We start from the raw sequence: 21118 nt of genomic DNA on the forward strand, positions 1-21118 counted from the left end.
GCTTGGCGATACACCACCCGTGTATCGCCAGCTCAGCAAAGCGGATCAAAGCTTTGTAGCCCATACCCCACAAGGAGAAATCATGGCCCAGTTATTTCATCTGAATATGAACGTGCTGAACAAAGAAACCCTGCTCGATGCGATGGAAAACCCGGATAAATATCCGCAGCTCACTATCCGCGTTTCAGGCTATGCCGTGAATTTTGTGAAACTGACTCGCGAGCAACAGCTGGATGTCATCAACCGGACATTCCACGAGCAGTGTTAAGCTACAATCCGGAGTAACCCCCAACGGATCGCCGGGCGCGATCCGTTTTTTTTGCATCATTTTTTGCCGCGAGTACCCATATGGAAGCCAATAAACCCCTAGGTGAAATTATCGCACCGGCCTTCGATGCCGAAGGGCGGCAATATGGCTATGTTCATTCCATCGAAACCGGCGCCGCGGTTGATGGCCCCGGCATGCGCTTTGCGCTGTTTGTATCGGGCTGTCAGTTTCGCTGCCTGTATTGCCACAACCCTGATACCTGGAAGCTGCATACCGGCAAGCAATGGACGGTGGATGACATCGTGGCCGAGATTGGCAAATACGCGAGTTTTTTGCGAGTAGCCGGTGGCCTGACGATTTCAGGTGGCGAGCCGCTGATGCAGGCGCATTTTATCGGCGAGATTTTCCGCCGCGCCAAACAAGATTTACGCATCCATACCGCACTGGATACCCAAGGCTTTCTGGCGGCGCATTTGCCAGATGACTATTTCGACAATATCGATTTGGTCTTGCTCGACATCAAGCAAATGAATCCAGAGAAATACGAGGCCCTTACGGGTAAACCGCTGCAACCCACGCTCGATTTTGCCCAGCGCCTGTTTAAAATGGGCAAAAAAATCTGGCTCCGTTATGTGCTGGTGCCGGGGTGGTCGGATGATGAAGCAGATGTGCAGGCTTTGGCCGATTATCTCGGTGACATGTCACGCCAATACCCAAATGTGCTGGAGCGAGTCGAAGTACTGCCATTTCACAAAATGGGTGAAAACAAATGGGCTGAGCTGGGGCTGAAATATGAATTGGCCGACACCCAGCCACCGAGCCAAGATGTTGTGCACCGGGTCCGCGAGCAGTTTCGCGCGCAGGGTATATTTTGCTGTTAAGGGGGTATCAGCCCCTGAAGCATAATTAATAAGAGCTACAGAAATATACCTCCGCCGCAATATTCAGCATCCAAATGCAATGCCAATAAAAAACCTCGCCACAGCGAGGTTTTTTATTGCGCGAGCAACAGCCTGGGACGGCTTATTTTTCGCTCAGTGCTTCTACGCCTGGCAGCGCCTTGCCTTCCAGGAATTCGAGCGATGCACCGCCACCAGTCGACACATGCGACACTTTGTCTTCCAGACCTGCTTTTTCAACTGCCGCAACAGAATCACCACCACCCACAACCGTGATTGCACCATTGGCCGTTGCATCCACCAGCGCGTGTGCCACGGCGAAAGTACCTGCCGCAGATGCGTCGATCTCGAATACACCCATTGGGCCATTCCACAGAACAGTTTTGGCTGATTTGATAATGTCAGCGTACGCAGCGCGTGTTGCAGAGCCAATATCCACGCCTTCTTGGTCGGCAGGAATCGCAGTAGACTGAACTTCTACCAGACCATCTAAGGTGCGAGCATCAAAATTCAGTGCGCGTGTCACCATGGTATCGCTTGGCAATACTAATTTGTCACCCGCTTGCGCCATCAAATCTCGTGCCAGATCAACTTTGTCGTTTTCACACAGTGACTTGCCGATTTCTAGGCCTTGAGCTTTGAGGAAGGTAAAGGCCATGCCGCCGCCGATGATCAGCTTGTCCACTTTAGGCAGCAGCGCTTGAATCACATCGATTTTGCCCGAGATTTTCGAGCCGCCGATGATGGCCACCAGTGGGCGCACCGGGTTGTTTACGGCTTCACCAAGGAAATCCAGCTCTTTTTTCAGCAGGTAGCCGGCCGCGCGTGGCAGCTCAACGCCCACCATCGACGAATGCGCACGGTGGGCAGTACCAAACGCATCATTAATAAATACATCGCCCAGTTTTGACAGGCTGGCGCGGAAGGCGGCCACTTGCGCAGGCTCAGCTTTCACGCTGTTGCCATCGGCATCTTTGGCTTTGCCTTCTTCGGCAATATGGAAGCGTACGTTTTCCAGCAATACCACGCTACCCGCAGCCAGCGTCGCGCAAGCGGCTTCCACTTCAGGGCCTACGCAATCAGCGAGGAACTGAACTGGCTTGCCCAGCAGCTCTTCCAGGCGTTTAGCTACAGGCGCCAAGCTGTATTTTTCGACTTTCTGACCGTTTGGACGCCCCAGATGCGACATCAGTACAACCGAAGCGCCTTGATCCAGCGCGTAACGGATGGTTGGCAGCGCGGCGCGGATGCGCTTATCGCTTTCCACTACACCATTTTTCACTGGCACGTTAAAGTCCACGCGCATCAGCACGCGCTTGCCGGCAAGATCCAAGTCTTCGATAAACAGTTTGGCCATAGCTTCCTCAGAAACAGGGGTAGTGAAAAAGCTTATTGTAGCAAGAGTGGCTGCCTTGAAGCTGACGACGGTTAAAGTTTCTGCTGCTAGTGAGGGTAAAAATGCAGGAAGAGCTGGCCTTGGGTAGAATGAGGGCACTTTCATTGCTCCCAAAGCTCGGTTATGTCCCGCTATTTGCCTGAACCTGAATTTGCCCACCGCAATCCATCCAAGATCGGCGTTTTGCTGGTGAATCTGGGCTCCCCCGATGCGCCTACGGCCAAAGCTGTTCGCCCCTATCTGAAGCAGTTTTTATCTGATCCGCGCGTGGTCGAAATTCCCCGGCCGATTTGGTGGTTGATCCTCAACGGCATTATTTTGAATATTCGCCCCGCCAAGAGCGCGGCCAAATACGCCAGCATCTGGCAAAAAGAAGGCTCCCCCCTGCGGGTGTGGACTGAACGTCAGGCACAACTCGTGAAAGGCCTGCTGGGCGAGCGTCACCGCGGACAGCTGGTAGTCGACTACGCCATGCGCTACGGCAATCCGTCGATTGCGAGCCAAATCCAAGCCTTGAAAGCGCAAAACTGCCAGCATCTGCTGGTGGTGCCCCTGTATCCGCAGTATGCCGCCAGTACGACCGCCAGTGTGTTTGATGAGGTGAGCAGGGTACTGCAACAAACCCGCTTTATGCCCACGCTAAAAATGCTGGCGCCGTTTTACGATGAAGCGGCCTACATCAATGCGCTGGCCCAACGCGTTCGGGAACACTGGCAGCAAAATGGCCGCGGCGAGCATCTATTGATGAGTTTTCATGGCGTGCCACGCTACACCCTCGATAAAGGCGATCCGTATTTCTGCCACGCCCAGAAAACCGGGCGCTTGCTTGCCGAAGCACTGCAATTGGATAAAACCCAATACACAATCGCGTTTCAATCACGCTTTGGGAAAGCTGAATGGCTTAAACCCTACACCACCGACGAGCTCACCCGACTGGCCAAAGCCAAAACCGGCAAGCTCGATGTCATTTGCCCCGGTTTTGTGGCTGATTGCCTGGAAACACTGGAAGAAATCGCCATGGAAGGCAAAGCCGATTTTCTACAGCACGGCGGTGGTGAATACCGGTTTATCCCGTGTTTGAACGATCATCCGGCCTGGATTAGTGGACTTTCTGAGCTGATTGAGCGCGAGCTGACAAGCTGGCTGACAAACGGTCATTTTGCCAAAAATGAAAAAAATGCACTAGAACAAAGAGATAGATTAAGTAAGGATTTATTCTTACAAAAATGATCTTGGGCTTTGGCGAAATAACCGCTAAACTCTGCGGTAAGTTTATTCTTACAAAAATGAGGAAGCTGAAATGGCGACTCGACTGTTCCTGGCTGAAGATGATCTGATTCTGGCCGACGCGCTGAAAACTAGCTTGTCGCAAGCTGAATTCCAATGTGATTGTGTGAACGATGGCGCGCTGGCGCTGCAAATCTTGCTGCACAATGACTACGACGCGGTAGTGCTGGATATCGGTCTGCCTAATATGGATGGCCTGACGGTGCTGAAAAACGTTCGCCAGCACAAGCCATCGCTGCCTATCCTGATTCTGACTGCACTGGATGGCCTGGATGAGCGCGTAGCCGGTCTGGATGCCGGTGCCGACGACTACCTGACCAAGCCATTTGAATTCTCTGAGCTGGAAGCCCGCCTGCGCGCCTTACTGCGCCGTAGCCAAATCCTGCCGCAATCTGTGCAGCAACTGGGCAATCTGCGTCTGGATCGTGCCGGTCAGCGCGCTTGGTGCAATGATTCGCCGCTGGATCTGTCTGCGCGTGAACTGACCGTGCTGGAAATCCTGATGTCGAACATCGACCGCGTGGTGACCAAAGAACAGATCGTGAGCGAGCTGGGCAACGAGAATGCTGAAGTGGGCCTGAATGCTATTGAGGTGTATGTTCACCGTCTGCGTAAAAAGCTGGAACCGTGCGGTGTAGTGATCCGCACCATCCGTGGTCTGGGCTACCTCCTCGAGAAACAACAACCTCTGGCTACGGATGCTGCTAACTAAGCGTTCACTGCAACGTCGTATCGTTTTATGGACCGTTTTGCCGTTGCTGGCCTTGTGGCTGGCGGCGGCGGCGGTCATTTATTTTGTCTCGTTTCATTACCTGACCGATAACAACGATGCCACGCTGGCACGATTTCAAATCGAGCTTACCAAAACGCTGCAACAGGATGTACAGCAGGGCAATGAGCTGACTGCGGGCCTGATCCGGCAGCGGACCACCCAATTGCTGGCATTAAGTCAGCCTGAGCATTTTCATTTTGCCGCGCTGATTGATCATCAGCAGGCCATCGATACCCCACTACAAGCCTTTGATAGCCACCCGAGTGCACAAGCTCAGCAGCGCCTGTTTGATCACAGCGTTCAGCATCAGGCTTATCGGGTACTGCACGCCAATATCCCACCTTCCGGCCAACACCCGGGTTGGCAGATCGAAATTGCCAAATCCCTGGATAGCCAGATCGATGCCCTGCATGCGTTTATGCTGCGTATTGCCTTGCCCTTGATCGCTATTTTGCTGCTGATTAGCATTTTGATCTGGTATGGCATTAAAAATAGCCTCAAACCTTTGCTGACCTTAAAGCAAATGGTGGAAACCCGCCAACCACAAGACTTATCACCCTTAGTCTTGCCCAATGCACCGGAAGAGCTCGAAGCACTCTCCAGCGCATTGAATCAGCTACTGACCAGCACCGAAGAAAGTATGAACCGGCAGCGGCGCTTTATTGCCGATGCAGCACATCAATTGCGTACGCCCTTGGCGGGCTTAAAATCGCAAACCGAACTCGCCATGCGTGAAAACAGCCCGGAAGGGCTGCGCGAGCGGCTGAATATGGTCCATACCAGCGCCACCCGTAGTATTCACTTAGTGAATCAGCTGCTCACGCTGGCCCGCTCTGAGCCGGGTAGTCTTAATGGCATCCCGAAAGTAAAAATGGATTTGGCGCGGATTATCCGCGACCTTACCAGTGAGTTGGTGCCACGGGCTTTGGCGGCAAGGATTGATCTGGGATGCGATTGCCTCGTGAATGAGGCGTGGATTGAAGGTAACTCGGCGCTGCTGCGCGAGCTATTTATCAATCTGGTCGAAAATGCCATCAAGTATATTCCGCGCGATGGTAGCGTGACGGTACGCCTGACCGAGACCCCGACTCAATACGTGGTGGACGTAGAAGACAATGGCCCCGGCATTCCCGATGCGGATAAGCAGCGGGTATTCGAGCGTTTCTTCCGCCGCGAGCAAACCGGCAATGGCTGTGGATTGGGGATGGCGATTGTGAAAGAAATTGTCGAGCGGCATGATGGCACGGTAGAGCTGCTGGATGCTGACCCATCAGGGCTGATCGTGCATGTCGTATTGCCCAAGAACCTAATGAATTCAAAGCACTCAGGGCAATACCCTGGATAGGTATATTGCTTTTGCGGAGCGCCAAAGCTAAAAAGCCATCCAGCCCTGATCGACAGGGGCTGGATGGCTTTTTATTGGCTTGCCGTCAGGCTGGTAGTGCTGGCAGCGCTTAAAACAAGCGAGCAAGTAGGGCTTTATCGTACCGGGCGGCCAGCGGAATTTGCACCTGAATGCCATTACCTGGCGCTACTTCGATGGCATTGCCGCGCTTGTCACGCATGGCTAGCACTTGCACATTGATATTGCCACTGGGGTGGATCACTTCCAGCGTGTCGCCCAGCGAAAATTTGTTTTTCACTTCGATGCGCGCCCAGCCATCTTCGATGCGCACGATTTCACCCACAAACTGGCTACGTTTGGCTTTGGAATGGCCATCCATATAGTTCTGGTATTCGTGCGTGTGGTGGCGCTGATAGAAGCCATCGGTGTAGCCACGATTGGCCAAGCCTTCCAGATCGGCGAGCAGGGCCGGATTAAATGGACGACCAGCTACCGCATCATCAATCGCCTGCCGGTAAACCTGCGCTGTACGCGCCACGTAATACAGTGATTTGGTGCGGCCTTCGATCTTCAGCGAATCAACCCCAATTTTAACCAGCCGCTCCACATGCTCCAGCGCACGCAAGTCTTTGCTGTTCATGATGTAGGTGCCGTGCTCGTCTTCCATGATCGGCATCAGCTCACCCGGGCGATTACCTTCTTCGATCAGATAGGTTTTATCGGCCAGCGGGTGACGTTCGGCGCCGCCGCAGGCAGCAAAGCTCTGATTGGCGTCGCTCATCGCTTTATTGAAATCAAACTGAATCACCTGGGCTTTTGGCGCGACATCACCGGCATCATCGGTCACGGTGTCATGGGTTTTGTAATCCCAGCGGCAAGCATTGGTACAGGTGCCTTGATTCGGGTCTCGATGATTAAAATAGCCCGAGAGCAAGCAACGGCCCGAGTACGCAATACAAAGCGCCCCGTGCACGAAGACTTCCAGCTCCATATCCGGGCACAGTTGGCGTATTTCTTCGACTTCATCCAGGCTCAGCTCGCGCGACAAAATCACACGCTCGAGGCCCAGCGATTGCCAGAATTTCACCCCGGCATAGTTCACGGTATTGGCTTGCACCGACAAGTGAATCACTTGCTCCGGCCATTTTTCGCGCACCATCATAATCAAACCCGGGTCGGCCATGATCAGGGCATCCGGTTTCATCGCGATCACCGGTTCCATATCCGCCAAATAGGTTTTGACTTTGGCGTTGTGCGGCAGAATATTGCTGGCAACAAAGAATTTCTTGCCCCGGGCGTGCGCCTCGGCGATCCCGATCCCGATTTCTTCGAGGCCAAAATCGTTATTCCGTGCCCGCAGGCTGTAACGGGGCTGACCGGCATACACCGCATCAGCACCAAAATCATAAGCGGCACGCATCCGGTCTAGCGTACCGGCCGGCAGCAGTAATTCAGGCGCTTTTAGCATCTTGATTTCCCAAATAAAAAACCTCGCAAGGGCGAGGTTGTAGGCCGCGACAAAAGCCGGCCAGATCAATAACTTAGCGCGATTATAGCAAAAATGCCCCCACAACGAATAGGGGGAAGCGGGCAATTATTAGCAAGCCACATTTTCCAGCGCTGCCAGCAAGCTATGCGCCGTGACGAGGCCCGCATCCCAAGTCATTTCCGGTAGTCGTGCGACCGTATCGGCAGTGCTAAACCGCTGAAAACCGGCCACTTCGCCATCCTGATTATTGGGGGTCACGCCTTCGGGCACGACGAGATCGTAGCAATACAGCACCTCATGGTGCGTGCCATCGCTTTCGTTACGCAGGGTGCGTAGCGTAGCGGTCGGGATGGCTTGGGCGGCCAGGGCAGGGGCGATGCCTGCTTCTTCACCCAGCTCGCGAATAACGCACTCGGCCGGTGATTCATCATAGGGTATACCGCCAGCAGCCAGATTATCTAAGCGATTGGGGTCTATACCCTTGGTAGAAGCGCGCCGGCCTAGCCAATAATCGCCATTGACCGTACGGCCATTGATATGCGCCGCCTGACTACACAAACCCAGCCGCCGAAACGCACCGCGCTCGAGGGTAAATAGGGCCGTACCTAAATCTGGCGCATCGTCAGCGAGTAGCGGATGCACGCTGTAGCGCTCGTTGCGCCACACTTTGATGAGGCCCGCCGCGCGCAACGCCAAGGCCGCCTCATCAAGCAGCGACTGCACCTCAGACTCGCTGCAGTCAAGCCGCAACTGGCCGGCTTGTAGTTGAAAATGGGGTGACCAGCTAGTTAAAAAGGCCAGTGTCGGCGCCTCTAGCCAACCCAACCGGTGTTCTTGCCAACACCAGGGGGTCAGCCCCGCCGAAGAAAAGACGGGCTGGCTAGCCAGATAAGCAGTAATTGCGTCGCGCAGCGGCATTTTGGGAACCTGTTCACCGGGAAAGTGTCGGTCAAAGCGGCAATTTTGCTACAATCGCGCCATAACACGCTACCGCAAAACAAGAACCTATCCTTGGAGTCACCACGATGAGCAAGATTCGCCAGGACGATCTGATCTCCAGTATCGCCGACAGCCTGCAATACATCAGCTACTACCACCCCAAAGACTACATTCAGGCCTTGGGCCGCGCCTACGAGCTGGAAGAAAGCCCTGCCGCTAAAGACGCGATTGCGCAAATTCTGACCAATAGCCGCATGTGTGCCGAAGGCCATCGCCCGATTTGCCAAGATACCGGCATCGTCACCTGTTTTGTGCGGGTTGGGATGGATGTGCAGTGGGAAGGCGCCACCATGTCGGTCACCGATATGATCAATGAAGGCGTACGCCGGGCTTATCTGCACCCTGATAACAAGCTGCGTGCCTCAATCCTGATGGACCCAGCTGGCGGGCGCAAAAACACCAAAGACAACACCCCGGCCGTGATTCACTATGAAATCGTGCCGGGCAATACCGTTGAAGTGGATATCGCAGCCAAAGGTGGCGGCTCGGAAAACAAAACCAAATTCGTGATGCTCAATCCATCGGATTCGATCGTGGATTGGGTGCTGAAAACCGTGCCTTTGATGGGCGCGGGCTGGTGCCCACCCGGCATGCTCGGCATCGGTATCGGCGGCACGGCCGAAAAAGCCATGGTGATGGCCAAAGAAGCGTTGATGGAAGAAATCGATATCCATGAGCTGATCGCCCGAGGCCCGCAAAACCGCGTCGAAGAGCTGCGTATCGAGCTGTACGAAAAAGTGAATGCGCTGGGGATCGGCGCGCAAGGCCTGGGTGGCTTGGCCACCGTGCTGGACGTAAAAATCAAAGACTACCCAACGCACGCAGCAAGCTTGCCAGTGGCGATGATTCCAAACTGTGCCGCCACGCGCCATGTGCACTTTATTCTGGATGGCTCAGGCCCGGCCGAGCTGGAAGCCCCCAAACTCGAAGACTGGCCAGCCGTCACTTGGACACCATCCGCAGCGGCCACCCGCGTGGATCTCAACACCGTAACCCGTGCAGATGTGGCGAGCTGGAAACCCGGCCAAACGCTGCTATTGAACGGCAAAATGCTCACCGGCCGCGATGCGGCGCATAAGCGCATCGTGGATATGCTCAATAAAGGCGAGCAATTACCCGTAGATTTCACCAATCGCTTTATCTATTACGTAGGCCCGGTTGATCCAGTGCGTGATGAAGTGGTCGGCCCCGCTGGCCCAACTACCGCTACGCGGATGGATAAATTTACCGATCAAGTGCTCGAGCAAACGGGCTTGCTGGGCATGATTGGTAAAGCTGAGCGCGGCCCAGCAGCCTGTGAGTCGATCAAAAAACATCAATCGGTGTATTTGATGGCCGTGGGTGGCGCAGCCTATCTAGTCTCCAAGGCCATTAAAGCCAGCCAAGTGGTCGGCTTTGCCGATTTGGGCATGGAAGCAATCTACGAATTTGAAGTCGTGGATATGCCAGTGACCGTGGCGGTGGATTCTTCGGGAACTTCTGTGCACGCCATCGCACCGAAGGAGTGGCAAGCGAAGATTGGCAAAATTCCGGTGAATGCCGGCTAAGACCGCCCACTCTGCGCAACGCCACCTTCGGGTGGCGTTTTTGTCGGCGTAAACTAGTTAAGGTCTTCAATATTAAGACAAAAACGGCGAAAAATTGCCTCGGAATAAAAAATCTGCAATAATCGCCGCCTTTTCGGGCTGAAGTAGCCGCGCTACTTTGGCAATTGATTGATTTGATGGCTTGCCCACCCATCGTTGCAGCGCATTTTGACTGCACAAAGTGGCAAGACCTTCTAGCCCAGGGGGTATTGGACATGTCCAATCTGGCTACAGCTACCAACGCCATTGCACGTAAAATGGCCGAGCTGGATTTAACTTCACCGCTGCCAGTTGCCGCCTATTTTGATGAGCAGCTGTATCAGCTCGAAATGGAAACCCTGTTCGCACAAGGCCCACGCTATATTGGCCACGAACTGATGGTGCCCAATCTGAATGACTATCACGTCCTCGAAGCTTCGCATGGCGCGCGCTATCTGAAACGCACCGACCAAGGCGTGAAACTCTTTTCCAATGTGTGCCGCCATCGCCAAGCCGAAATGCTCAGTGGGCGTGGCAATGCCAGCCATACGGTCTGCCCGCTGCATCGCTGGACATATGACCAGCACGGCCAGTTGGTTGGTGCGCCGCACTTTAGCGCCAACCCGTGCCTGCATTTACCTCAAACCGAGCTCACCCACTGGAATGGCCTGCTGTTTGAAAACAATGGCCGCGACATCGAGGGCGATTTGAAAAACCTTGGCGTGCGCAAAGACCTGGATTTTTCCAAGTATGTCTTGCACAGCGTGCAGGTAGATGAATACCAAGGCAACTGGAAAACCTTTATCGAGGTGTATCTGGAAGACTACCACGTGGTGCCATTTCACCCAGGGCTGGGCCGCTTTGTTGAATGCAACGAGCTGAACTGGGAATTTGGTGACTGGTATTCGGTGCAAACGGTAGGTGTGCACCACGAATTATCGCGCCCCGGCTCGAAAATTTATGATGAGTGGAGCAAGCAGGTTAAACGCTATGAAGCGGGTAAAAACCCGAAATATGGCGCGATCTGGCTGACTTACTACCCCAATATCACGGTGGAGTGGTATCCGCATACTTTGGTGATCTCTACCATTATTCCAACCGGGCCACGTAGCTATAAAAACGTGGTGGAATTTTATTACCCAGAAGACATTGCCTACTTCGAGCCGGAGTTTGTCGCCGCCGAGCAGGCCGCCTACGCCGAAACGGCGGTGGAAGATGTGGAAATCATCAACCGGATGGAAGCAGGCCGTACCGCGCTGTTTAAGGCTGGCCGCAATGAAGTCGGGCCTTATCAAAGCCCAATGGAAGATGGCATGCGCCATTTTCATCAGTTCCTGCGCCGGGAGCTGGGCGAGGCCATCGACCGCTTAGCGATGTAAGCTTAACCCCAACAAGGCAGCGCAAGCTGCCTTGTTGCTTTAGAGGGTATTGCCTGCAAAGCTCGATCATTTGATCATCACAGGCATATACCCCAGGATGTATTTTGTCTTTATTTGAACGTTGTAAACAATCCGGCCCATTCTGGATGGTGCTCGCCGGCCTGTCATTTGCCATCATGGGTGTTTTTGTCAAATTGGGTAGCGCCCAATTTAGCACCGCGGAGCTGGTGTTTTATCGCTGCGCAGCCGGCTTGCTGGGTATTGCCGCCGTGGTGCTGCCGCAAGGGCAAACGCTAAAAGTGGTCGGCCCTCAGCTACGCCTGCATTTAACGCGTAGCATCTCCGGCTTTTTGGCGCTCATGCTGTATTTCTACGCCATCGGCCACCTGCCGCTGGCAACCGCAGTCACGCTTAATTACACCTCGCCCATTTTCTTTGTATTGGTCTTGAGTCTGCATCGGCGCGCCTGGCCACAGTGGCAGCAGGCCGCAAGCGTGGGGCTGGGTTTTCTGGGGGTGACGCTACTCTTGCAACCCACCCTCAATAGTCAGGCGTGGCTGGCCGGGCTAATGGGGCTGGGTTCGGGCATGCTGGCGAGTATTGCCTATCTGGGCGTCAGTGAACTAGGCAAAAGCGGCGAGCCCGAGTGGCGGACAGTGTTTTATTTCTCGCTGGTTTCAACCGTAGGGGCCGGGGCATGGATGCTGCTACAAAGCCAGCCCTTGCATCAGCCCAACTGGCACGAAGCCAGCATTTTGCTGGCCATGGGCATTGCCGCCACGCTCGCCCAACTGGCCATGACCCGCGCTTATCGCAAAGGACGTTCGCTGGTGGTAGTGAGCCTTGCCTATCTCACCGTGGTGTTTTCAACCTTGTTTACTTGGCTATGGTGGGGCGAGGCGGGCAACAGCCTCTCGCTTCTGGGGATGCTGATCATCGTACTGGCAGGGATCTGGGCAGGTGCTACACGACTGCAACGGCAATAAAGCGCTTGTTTGCGGCATGTCCGGATCATATTAGAATGCGATCAAGAGAGAGGTTTTGATGCGTTTTCTGTTAAGTAATGATGATGGTTATTTCGCCCCTGGCATCGCCGCTTTGGCCATGGCATTGGGCGAAGAAGGCGACGCCTTAGTTTGTGCGCCCGAACGTGATCGCAGCGGCGCGAGCAACTCCCTCACACTGGATCGCCCCTTGCAAGTACGGGTTGCGCCGTCAGGGTTTCATTACGTCAACGGTACGCCCACCGATTGCGTGCATCTAGCCGCCACCGGGCTGATGGCCGAACTGCCCGACATGGTGGTGTCCGGCATCAACCATGGCCCCAATATGGGCGACGATACGATTTATTCAGGTACCGTCGCGGCCGCCACGGAAGGTTTTTTGCTAGGCATTCCGGCCATGGCCATTTCACTGGCTTCGCACAATCCCCAACATTTTGAAACCGCCGCCAAAATCGCCCGCGAGTTGGTGCAGCGTTTTAAAGCCAAGCCATTAACTGGCCCGATCTTACTGAATGTGAATGTCCCTGATCTGCCGTATGAGCAATTGCGTGGCATTCGCATCACTCGCCTTGGGCGCCGCCACAAATCTGCACCGGTGATCCGCAGCGCCAATCCGCGTGGCGATACCATCTGGTGGGTGGGGCCCATCGGCAAGGTAGCCGATGCCAGCGATGGTACGGATTTTGCTGCTGTTGAGGCGGGGTATGTGTCGGTAACCCCGTTGCAGATTGATCTTACCAATCATACCCAGCTTGGGCAGGTCGAGACATGGCTGAGTCATTCATGATCAGTCACGGCAGCGGGATGACCTCGGCCCGCACGCGGGCGCGCTTGGTCGAACGTTTACGCCAGCAAGGCATAGCCGATGAAACCGTGCTGGCGATCATCGGCCAGATCCCGCGGCATCAGTTTGTGGATGAAGCTTTATCGCACAAAGCCTATGACGACACCTCATTGCCGATCGGCTTTGGGCAAACGATCTCCCAGCCTTATATCGTTGCGCGCATGAGCGAGCTGGCAGCGCAAGTGCCACAGCGGCAGCAGGTATTAGAAATTGGCACCGGTTGCGGCTACCAGACTGCGGTGCTCGCAAAACTCTTTAAAACCGTGCACAGCATTGAACGCATTGGCGGCTTGGTACGCCAAACACGCGAGCGTTTGAGTGGCTTAGGTATTCATAATGCCCGCCTGCGCCATGCTGATGGTTTGCCTGGCCTGCCTGAGCTGGGACCATTTGATGCCATTGTGATTACCGCCGCGGCGCCCATCGTGCCAGAGAACCTAAGTGCACAGCTGAGCGAAGGCGGCAGGCTGATATTCCCGGTGGGCAGCCAGCAACAAGAGCTGCGCATGATCGAGCGCCGTGGGCAAGAGCTGTTTGAAAGTCGGCTCGAAAAAGTCAATTTTGTGCCTTTGCTGCCGGGTATTGCCTGATTAGCCCGTTGCATCGCAACAGGATGCTGATAATTACCTGCCGTTTCTCCATAGCTGCCGTGTAAACTAATGCCTTTCGGATCGTCTGCGCACCGCGCAGCGAGGCCCTCATTTGTTTTTGCGGAGAGATGACGTGCGCGTCCCATCCTTGCTGATTGTCTTGCTAAGTACTCTATTGGCCGCCTGCGCCAGCCCACGCACCAGCCCAGCCCCGATTATTGACGGCCAGCAAACGCCGCAACCTGCCCCCGTAGCCACCCCCATAGCCGCAGTAGCGACACCATCTCCGGCGCAAATGGGTAATAAAACGCATACCGTTCAAAAGGGCGATACGCTCTACCGGATTGCCACGCTGTATGGGGTGACCACCGCTGAGGTGCAGCGCTGGAATCAGCTCAGCGACAGTGGCATCAAAATTGGCCAGGTGCTAGTAGTCGCAGCGCCATTGGGCGAGGGTGGCGTCACCGTGACGCCGCTGCAAGATGCAGCACCGAGTAAGGCACAAACCCTCGTGACACCACAGCCGCCGGTCGGTAGCAATACGCCGGCCATCACCAAAACGCATCCCAAAGCCGTCAAGGAAGTCTATAGCCCTCAAGCAGCCAGCCAAGTCGCCAAATTGGCCGACGGCAACACAGTTGCAACAAAACAACAAGCAGTTGCAAGCTCCGCGACAGCATCTATAACAAAACCAGTTGCTGCTTCTGCTGTCGCAAATTCAACACCAAACCCTAATAAAGCTGCGGCTTCAGTGGCATCATCTGCGACGCAAAGCAATACCAACGGCACCGAGTTTGGCATGCCAACCAGCGGAAAAGTGATCCGCAAGTTCAGTGAAGAAAGCAAAGGCATTGATATTGCAGGAAAACTTGGGCAATCTATTGTTGCGTCAGCACAAGGAAAGGTAGTTTACGCGGGCGCCGGATTGCGCGGCTATGGCAAGATGATCATATTGCAGCACAGCAATGGTTATCTGACGGCCTATGCTCATAACGATAAATTGCTAGTTAAAGAGGGAGATGTCGTTAAAAAAGGTGAAAAGATCGCCGAAATGGGCAAGTCCGATGCTGATCAAGTGAAATTGCACTTCGAAGTCCGCAAAGGAGGCAAGCCCGTCGATCCGGCGAAATTCATCGCGACAGAATAGACCATGAGCGAACAGATCGAAGCCATTGAGCAAGACCTCATCGACGAAGTTGAAACACTGGATGAAGAAGCGCAACTGGGCGAGGACAGCGAGGACCTCGACAGCGAAGCCAAGGAAGAAACCGAACGCTACACCAGCGAAAGCACCGGTGATGTCACGCAGATTTATCTGAATGAAATCGGCCAGTGTAAACTGCTCACTCCGGATGAAGAGCGCGAATTATCTCGGCAAGTGGTGAAGGGTGATTTTGCGGCGCGGCAAAAAATGATTGAGCACAATCTGCGCTTAGTGGTGAACATCGCCAAGCACTACATCAACCGTGGCATGACCTTGCTTGATCTGATCGAGGAAGGGAATATCGGCTTGATGCATGCGCTGGAAAAATTCGACCCAGAACGTGGCTTTCGCTTCTCGACCTACGCCACATGGTGGATCCGCCAAAGCATCGAGCGCGCGATCATGAATCAATCCCGCACCATCCGCTTGCCGGTGCATGTGATTAAAGAGTTGAACGTCTATCTGCGCGCGCAACGCCATCTAGAGGCCACACTCGGGCACGACCCAAGCATTGAAGATATTGCCCATCTGCTGGGTAAAGATGTCGAAGATGTGCGCCGCGTGATGGGGCTAAATGAGCGGGTGGCCTCACTGGATGCGCCCTTGGATATTGACCCGATGCTGACCATTGGTGAGTCAATCCCGGATGATCAGCATGATGGCCCCGAATCGACGCTGCAAAATGCCGAAGTCGAGCGCTATGTACGCGAATGGATGAAGCAGCTAAATGAAAAGCAACGCATGGTGATTGAGCGCCGCTACGGCCTGAATGGCTATGAGATCTGTACTTTAGAGGACCTGGCCGCCAGTCTAGGTCTGACACGGGAGCGGGTACGCCAGATCCAGATCGAGGCCCTGGATCAACTGCGGCGCATCTTACGGCGCTATGGGGTAACGCGTGAAGTTGTGCTCTAGCTGCACTCAATGCTAATGCTCAGCCATAATCGTCCATGGTGAGCACCGCAGAAATAAAAAGCCAGTCAGTTGACTGGCTTTTTAACAAGGGGGTATATCGCTGAACAGCTGGCCAACCTGCTTTGCGGCCATATACCCCTATGGCGTATTAGATACCGCGCAGCAACTCGTTGATACCAACTTTAGAGCGTGTTTTAGCATCAACCTTTTTCACGATTACAGCGCAATACAGGCTGTATTTGCCATCGGCACTTGGCAGATTGCCTGATACCACTACCGAGCCGGCTGGAATGCGGCCGTAGCTCACTTCGCCAGTTTCGCGGTCATAAATGCGGGTAGATTGGCCAATGTAGACGCCCATTGAAATCACCGAGCCTTCTTCGACGATTACACCTTCTACCACTTCCGAGCGAGCGCCGATAAAGCAATTGTCTTCGATGATGGTCGGCCCGGCTTGCAGCGGCTCCAGTACACCGCCGATACCCACGCCACCTGACAGATGCACGTTTTTACCGATCTGGGCACAAGAGCCCACAGTGGCCCAAGTATCAACCATCGTGCCTTCATCGACAAAAGCGCCGATATTGACATAGGAGGGCATCAGCACCACGTTTTTGGCAATAAACGAGCCTTTACGCGCGATCGCATTGGGCACCACGCGGAAACCGCCGGCGCGGAAATCCGCTTCGGTGTAATCAGCAAATTTGCTAGGTACTTTGTCGAAATAGTTGGTGCAGCCACCATCGAGCACCACATTGTCATTGATCCGGAATGACAGCAAAACGGCCTTTTTCACCCATTGATTGGTGATCCATTCGCCTCCATTTTTTTCCGCAACACGCAGCTGGCCTTTATCCAGCGCGTTGATCACTTCATTGATGGCATCACGCAGCTCGGCGGATACATTGCTGGGGGTGATATCGGCGCGGTTTTCAAACGCGGTTTCAATAACAGTTTGCAAATTACTCATCTGAACTCTCTCAAAAAAACGAGTGCTGGTTGCTCACTCTGAAACAAAAATTTTAAACAGCCGCAGTTTTCCATTGCTGACAGAACGCAACAATCCGCTCCGCAGCGGCGACACATTCATCCAGTGGCGCGACTAGCGCAATGCGCACGTAGCCTTTACCCGGGTTCACTCCATGCGCCTCACGGGCTAGATATGAGCCGGGTAAAACGGTGACGTGCTGCTCGGCAAATAGGCGTGCGGCAAAGTCTTCGTCATCGATCGGAGTCTTGGCCCACAAATAAAACGCTGCATCCGGCAAACCAACCTCTAACACCGAAGCCAGGCGCTCGGTCACCGCCGCAAATTTAGCCGTGTATTGCGCGCGGTTTTCAATCACATGCGCCTCATCGCGCCAGGCTGCGGCACTGGCGGCCATCACCATCGGGCTCATTGCGCAACCATGGTAGGTACGATACAGCAAAAACTTAGCCAAAATTTGCGCATCGCCGGCCACAAAGCCCGAACGCATCCCTGGCACGTTCGAGCGTTTGGACAGCGACGAGAACATCACCAGATTACGGTAATCGCGCCCAAGTTTTTGTGCAGCTTCCAGGCCTCCGAGCGGTTTTTCTTCACCAAAATAGATTTCCGAATAACACTCATCCGAAGCAATCACAAAACCATACTGGTCAGAAAGCGCAAATAGCCGCTCCCAATCAGCCAGCGATGCCACCGCACCAGTCGGGTTGCCCGGTGAGCAAACAAAAACTACCTGAGTCCGTGCCCAAACCTCGGCGGGTACGGAGTCCCAATTGGGCTGGAAGCGATTTTCTGCCACGCAATTGACATACCAAGGCTCTGCGCCTGCCAAGAGCGCCGCACCTTCATAAATCTGATAAAACGGGTTAGGGGACAGAACCACGGGCTGCGCGCCCGCACTGGTATCAATCACCGCCTGCACGAAGGCAAACAAGGCCTCGCGGCTACCGTTCACCGGCAAGACCTCGGTGGCCGGGTTCAGAGCCACCAAACCATACCGCGCTTTCGCCCAATCCGCGATGCTCTCACGCAGTTCATCCGAGCCCAATGTGGCCGGATAGCTGGATAAACCCGCCACGTGATTAAGCAGCGCATCTTTCACCAATTGTGGCGCAGGATGTTTAGGCTCGCCGATCGATAAATTGATGTGGGACAGTGCCGCAGTGGGTTTAATACCAGCAAATAGCTGACGCAATTTTTGAAACGGGTAGGGGTGGAGCAGCTCGAGGCGCGGTGACATAAATGGCACGGGCAAAGTAAGGGAAAGCCGCAATTATAGCGGATTGGTGCGCCCTTGCGGCGCGCACCACCGAAGAAATCGAGCCGTTTTAGGCGAGTAATTCGTTAAAACGATGCATAAATTTCTGCACTTTCGGCCCGACCACGGCCATGCAGTACGGCTGAAATGGATGCTGATTGTAGTAATCGGCATGCTCGATCTCCGCGGGGTAAAACTCGGTTGCTGCCACAATCTCGGTCACGATTGGCGCCGGCCAATCAGCTTGTGCTACCGCGACGGCCGCACGGGCCAGCTCGGCCTGAGTTTCGTCTTGATAAAAGATAGCAGAACGATACTGGCTGCCGACATCATGCCCTTGGCGATTGAGCGTAGTAGGGTCGTGAATCGCAAAAAACACCGTTAGTAAGGTGGTGTAGCTCACCACTTCAGGATCATAACTGATCATAACGGCTTCGGCATGACCGGTATTGCCGGTACAAACAGCCTGATAGCTGGGTTCAGACACATACCCCCCGATGTATCCAGACTGAACCGCACTCACCCCGCGTACACGCTGAAAAACTGCTTCCAGACACCAGAAGCAGCCGCCGGCCAAAATTGCTGTTGCGCTTGTTGCCATCAGATTCTCCTGATTTTATTGCCGTGCAGTACGTACGTTGAGCGGCAGATCGGCATTGAAATTAGCCCGATAAGGATTGATATCTAGTCCACCACGGCGGGTATAGCGAGCGTATACCGCCAGTTTTAATGGTTTGCAGGCCTGTTGCAGATCGACAAAAATACGCTCGACGCACTGCTCGTGAAACTCATTGTGGTTGCGAAATGAAATCAGGTAGCGCAACAAGCTTTCACGATTAATTGGCTGGCCCGTGTATTGAATCTGGACGCTAGCCCAATCGGGTTGGCCGGTGACCAGGCAATTGGATTTGAGCAAATTGGAACACAGGGTTTCGGTCACCGTGGTGGTGGAGGCATCACAGCGCAAGAGATTGGGCTGGGGTGAATAATCACTCACCTCGATATCGAGGTTGTCGAGATAAAAACCGGGCAGTTCAACAATTTTTTGCTCGGCAAACCGTTCGGTTTCGATCAATTTAACCTGAATATTCGCTCCCACAGCCGTACCAATATCTTGCTTTAGCAGCGCAAGCAACGCTTCACTATCAGCGAGTTTGGTCTGGTTAAAGCTATTGAGATAAAGCTTAAACGACTTAGACTCAACAATATTTGAGCTGTCAGCCGGAATTTGAAAACTGACCAGTGCGACCTGCGGTTTGCCGCGCAGATTGAGCCACGACACCTCGTAGGCATTCCAATAATCAAAGCCAAAAAAAGGCAGGGCGCTGGTGATGCCAATCTCGGCGCGCTTACCGCTGCGCGGGATGGGGAACAGCAACTCGGGCGCATATTCGGTGATGTAGGAAACTGTTTTGCCCAAGGGCGAAGCGTTAACGTCAGACACAGGCGAGCCTTTTTGATCAGCAAAGCATGATTTTAACGGGAGCGAGGCACACATGCAGCGCTGTTTAGCGGTATTTACGCATCAGCCCAACCACCACGCCGTAAATCTCTAGGCTTTCGCTGGGGCGAATAATGGCAAAATCAGGGTTGTGCGGAATCAGGTAATAGCCCTGTTTATCGCGCCCCAACTCTTTCAAGGTGTATTCGCCATCGACTACGGCCACCACCAAGTCGCCAACATGCGCGGCATGGCGTTTTTCAATGACGGCTAGATCGCCATCATAAATGCCGGCATTCATCATCGAATCGCCGCGCACCTTGATCAAAATTGAATTGGAAGGGCGCGGCATCAGATATTCGTCAAGTGAAATCGCTTCGCTCATCGCATCATTGGCGGCAGCGGGTAAGCCCGCTGGCACATTAAAATCGGCCAACTCGCGCTCAAAAAACCGCTTGGTGGGCGCAAGGCGTTTGTCCGGCGTCATTTCCAGATACCCCGCCAGGGTAAGGCGCTTAACGAGCGCTGAAACCGCGGATTTCGAGGCCATACCCAGCAGTTCGCCAATAACAGCGTAAGAGGGGAGACTGCGATATTCGCTGTAATAATCCTGCAGTTTGCCCAGATATTCGTGGTCGCGATTTGGATTGGCCATGGCGGCACCTTATGGAACATTCGTTCTGTTAGGTTATTGAACGATCGTTCCGCTGTCAAGCGCCTCGGCGGTCAATCTGGTAAACTGCGCTATTGATTTGCGAATGTGGAAATACAGCTGTGCGGATTTTGCTTGCGCCCATGGAAGGCCTGCTCGATTGCGTATTACGCGACGTGATTACTCGCGCTGGCGGAATTGATGAATGCGTAACCGAATTTGTGCGGGTCAGTGGCAGCGTATTGCCCGGGCACACCTTTGAACGGATTGCCCCCGAAATCCTCACCCAAAGTCAGACTGCCTGCGGCGTGCCCGTGAAAGTACAGCTACTGGGCTCTGACCCGGCTATGTTAGGTGCCAACGCAGCCAGATTAGCGAGCTACAACCCGTTTGGGATTGATCTGAATTTTGGCTGCCCGGCCAAAACGGTGAATCGCCACCGCGGCGGCGCCGTCTTGCTCAATGAACCTGAACTTATCTATCAGATTGTCAAAGCTGTACGGGATGCCACCCCGGCGCATATCCCTGTTACCACAAAAATGCGTTTGGGCTATGAAGATAAATCGCCAGCTATTGAATGTGCGCAAGCCATGGAAAGTGCAGGAGCCCAAGAAGTGGTGGTACATGCTCGGACGAAAGTTGAAGGCTATAAACCGCCGGCCTACTGGGAGCACATCGCTTTAATCCGCCAGGCCGTGAAGTTTAATGTGGTGGCCAATGGGGAAATCTGGACCGTCGACGATTTAAAACGCTGCCTAGCGATTTCGGAATGCACCGACGTGATGTTGGGACGCGGCATTGTGGCCAATCCCGGCTTGGCGCT

General features: G+C 54.1%; 21 protein-coding genes. 13 read left to right on the forward strand and 8 right to left on the reverse strand.

Annotation, left to right across the window (positions count from 1 at the left end; all coding sequences use genetic code 11):
* Positions 1-19 precede the first annotated feature (19 nt).
* The gene (locus L991_RS03825; protein ID WP_034619118.1) at positions 20-268 is read left to right on the forward strand and encodes a glycine radical domain-containing protein; all 249 of its coding nucleotides are present in this window, start codon (positions 20-22) and stop codon (positions 266-268) included.
* Positions 269-348: 80 nt separating this feature from the next.
* Positions 349-1149 (forward strand): pyruvate formate-lyase-activating protein, encoded by an 801-nt coding sequence (pflA, locus tag L991_RS03830; RefSeq protein ID WP_047392437.1) that lies wholly within the window; start codon positions 349-351, stop codon positions 1147-1149.
* A 142-nt stretch (positions 1150-1291) separates the two neighbouring features.
* Here pflA and pgk read toward each other — a convergent pair whose 3' ends face one another.
* Positions 1292-2524, reverse strand: a complete 1233-nt coding sequence (pgk, locus tag L991_RS03835; RefSeq protein WP_047392440.1) for a phosphoglycerate kinase — start codon at positions 2522-2524, stop codon at positions 1292-1294.
* A gap of 162 nt (positions 2525-2686) precedes the next feature.
* On the opposite strand from pgk, the gene hemH reads away from it, so the two are divergent.
* The 3 genes from hemH to L991_RS03850 all read left to right on the forward strand — a co-directional run bounded on the left by hemH (position 2687) and on the right by L991_RS03850 (position 5967).
* A complete protein-coding gene (gene hemH / locus L991_RS03840; protein ID WP_052190574.1) occupies positions 2687-3793 on the forward strand; it encodes a ferrochelatase in 1107 nt (368 codons plus the stop codon).
* Positions 3794-3863: 70 nt separating this feature from the next.
* Positions 3864-4562 (forward strand): response regulator transcription factor, encoded by a 699-nt coding sequence (locus tag L991_RS03845; RefSeq protein WP_028449520.1) that lies wholly within the window; start codon positions 3864-3866, stop codon positions 4560-4562.
* The gene (locus tag L991_RS03850) at positions 4549-5967 is read left to right on the forward strand and encodes a HAMP domain-containing sensor histidine kinase (RefSeq protein ID WP_081986508.1); all 1419 of its coding nucleotides are present in this window, start codon (positions 4549-4551) and stop codon (positions 5965-5967) included. The genes L991_RS03845 and L991_RS03850 overlap by 14 nt, the downstream gene beginning before the upstream one ends.
* A gap of 109 nt (positions 5968-6076) precedes the next feature.
* On the opposite strand, the gene yegQ is transcribed toward L991_RS03850, so the two are convergent.
* Both yegQ and L991_RS03860 read right to left on the reverse strand, forming a co-directional pair.
* Complete coding sequence (gene yegQ, locus L991_RS03855) at positions 6077-7435, reverse strand: tRNA 5-hydroxyuridine modification protein YegQ (RefSeq protein ID WP_047392443.1); 1359 nt, start codon at positions 7433-7435, stop codon at positions 6077-6079.
* Positions 7436-7564: 129 nt separating this feature from the next.
* Entirely contained in the window at positions 7565-8374 is an 810-nt protein-coding gene (locus L991_RS03860) for a DUF4743 domain-containing protein (RefSeq protein WP_052190576.1), read from the reverse strand.
* Between the two features lie 107 nt (positions 8375-8481).
* On the opposite strand from L991_RS03860, the gene L991_RS03865 reads away from it, so the two are divergent.
* From L991_RS03865 to rpoS, 7 genes are all read left to right on the forward strand, one after another.
* Complete coding sequence (locus L991_RS03865; RefSeq protein WP_028449348.1) at positions 8482-10002, forward strand: fumarate hydratase; 1521 nt, start codon at positions 8482-8484, stop codon at positions 10000-10002.
* Positions 10003-10256: 254 nt separating this feature from the next.
* Positions 10257-11399, forward strand: coding sequence for an aromatic ring-hydroxylating dioxygenase subunit alpha (locus L991_RS03870; protein WP_047392445.1), 1143 nt, complete (start codon positions 10257-10259; stop codon positions 11397-11399).
* A 104-nt stretch (positions 11400-11503) separates the two neighbouring features.
* Positions 11504-12385 carry a DMT family transporter gene (locus tag L991_RS03875; protein ID WP_231550477.1) on the forward strand — a complete coding sequence of 294 codons (882 nt, stop codon included), beginning with the start codon at positions 11504-11506 and terminating at the stop codon, positions 12383-12385.
* A gap of 58 nt (positions 12386-12443) precedes the next feature.
* Positions 12444-13190 (forward strand): 5'/3'-nucleotidase SurE, encoded by a 747-nt coding sequence (gene surE / locus L991_RS03880; RefSeq protein WP_047392450.1) that lies wholly within the window; start codon positions 12444-12446, stop codon positions 13188-13190.
* Between the two features lie 17 nt (positions 13191-13207).
* The gene (locus L991_RS03885; protein WP_197053796.1) at positions 13208-13837 is read left to right on the forward strand and encodes a protein-L-isoaspartate(D-aspartate) O-methyltransferase; all 630 of its coding nucleotides are present in this window, start codon (positions 13208-13210) and stop codon (positions 13835-13837) included.
* Positions 13838-13970: 133 nt separating this feature from the next.
* Positions 13971-14984, forward strand: coding sequence for a peptidoglycan DD-metalloendopeptidase family protein (locus tag L991_RS03890; protein WP_047392455.1), 1014 nt, complete (start codon positions 13971-13973; stop codon positions 14982-14984).
* Positions 14985-14987: 3 nt separating this feature from the next.
* Complete coding sequence (rpoS, locus tag L991_RS03895; protein WP_047392458.1) at positions 14988-15956, forward strand: RNA polymerase sigma factor RpoS; 969 nt, start codon at positions 14988-14990, stop codon at positions 15954-15956.
* 148 nt (positions 15957-16104) lie between these two features.
* Here the strand turns inward: rpoS and dapD are convergent, their stop codons facing one another.
* From dapD to L991_RS03920, 5 genes are all read right to left on the reverse strand, one after another.
* Positions 16105-16926, reverse strand: a complete 822-nt coding sequence (gene dapD / locus L991_RS03900) for a 2,3,4,5-tetrahydropyridine-2,6-dicarboxylate N-succinyltransferase (RefSeq protein ID WP_028449355.1) — start codon at positions 16924-16926, stop codon at positions 16105-16107.
* 52 nt (positions 16927-16978) lie between these two features.
* Positions 16979-18184, reverse strand: coding sequence for a succinyldiaminopimelate transaminase (dapC, locus tag L991_RS03905; RefSeq protein WP_047392461.1), 1206 nt, complete (start codon positions 18182-18184; stop codon positions 16979-16981).
* Positions 18185-18272: 88 nt separating this feature from the next.
* Entirely contained in the window at positions 18273-18803 is a 531-nt protein-coding gene (msrA, locus tag L991_RS03910) for a peptide-methionine (S)-S-oxide reductase MsrA (protein WP_047392464.1), read from the reverse strand.
* Positions 18804-18818: 15 nt separating this feature from the next.
* On the reverse strand, positions 18819-19646 hold the full coding sequence (gene queF, locus L991_RS03915) for an NADPH-dependent 7-cyano-7-deazaguanine reductase QueF (protein WP_047392509.1): 828 nt from the start codon (positions 19644-19646) through the stop codon (positions 18819-18821).
* A 64-nt stretch (positions 19647-19710) separates the two neighbouring features.
* The gene (locus tag L991_RS03920; RefSeq protein ID WP_047392466.1) at positions 19711-20298 is read right to left on the reverse strand and encodes a LexA family transcriptional regulator; all 588 of its coding nucleotides are present in this window, start codon (positions 20296-20298) and stop codon (positions 19711-19713) included.
* Positions 20299-20417: 119 nt separating this feature from the next.
* Between L991_RS03920 and L991_RS03925 the strand changes: the two genes are divergently transcribed.
* Positions 20418-21118, forward strand: a 701-nt coding sequence (locus L991_RS03925) for a tRNA-dihydrouridine synthase (RefSeq protein ID WP_197053795.1), incomplete at its 3' end; no start/stop codon positions are given.

Source organism: Chitinibacter sp. ZOR0017, assembly GCF_000799095.1.
Classification (GTDB): domain Bacteria; phylum Pseudomonadota; class Gammaproteobacteria; order Burkholderiales; family Chitinibacteraceae; genus Chitinibacter; species Chitinibacter tainanensis.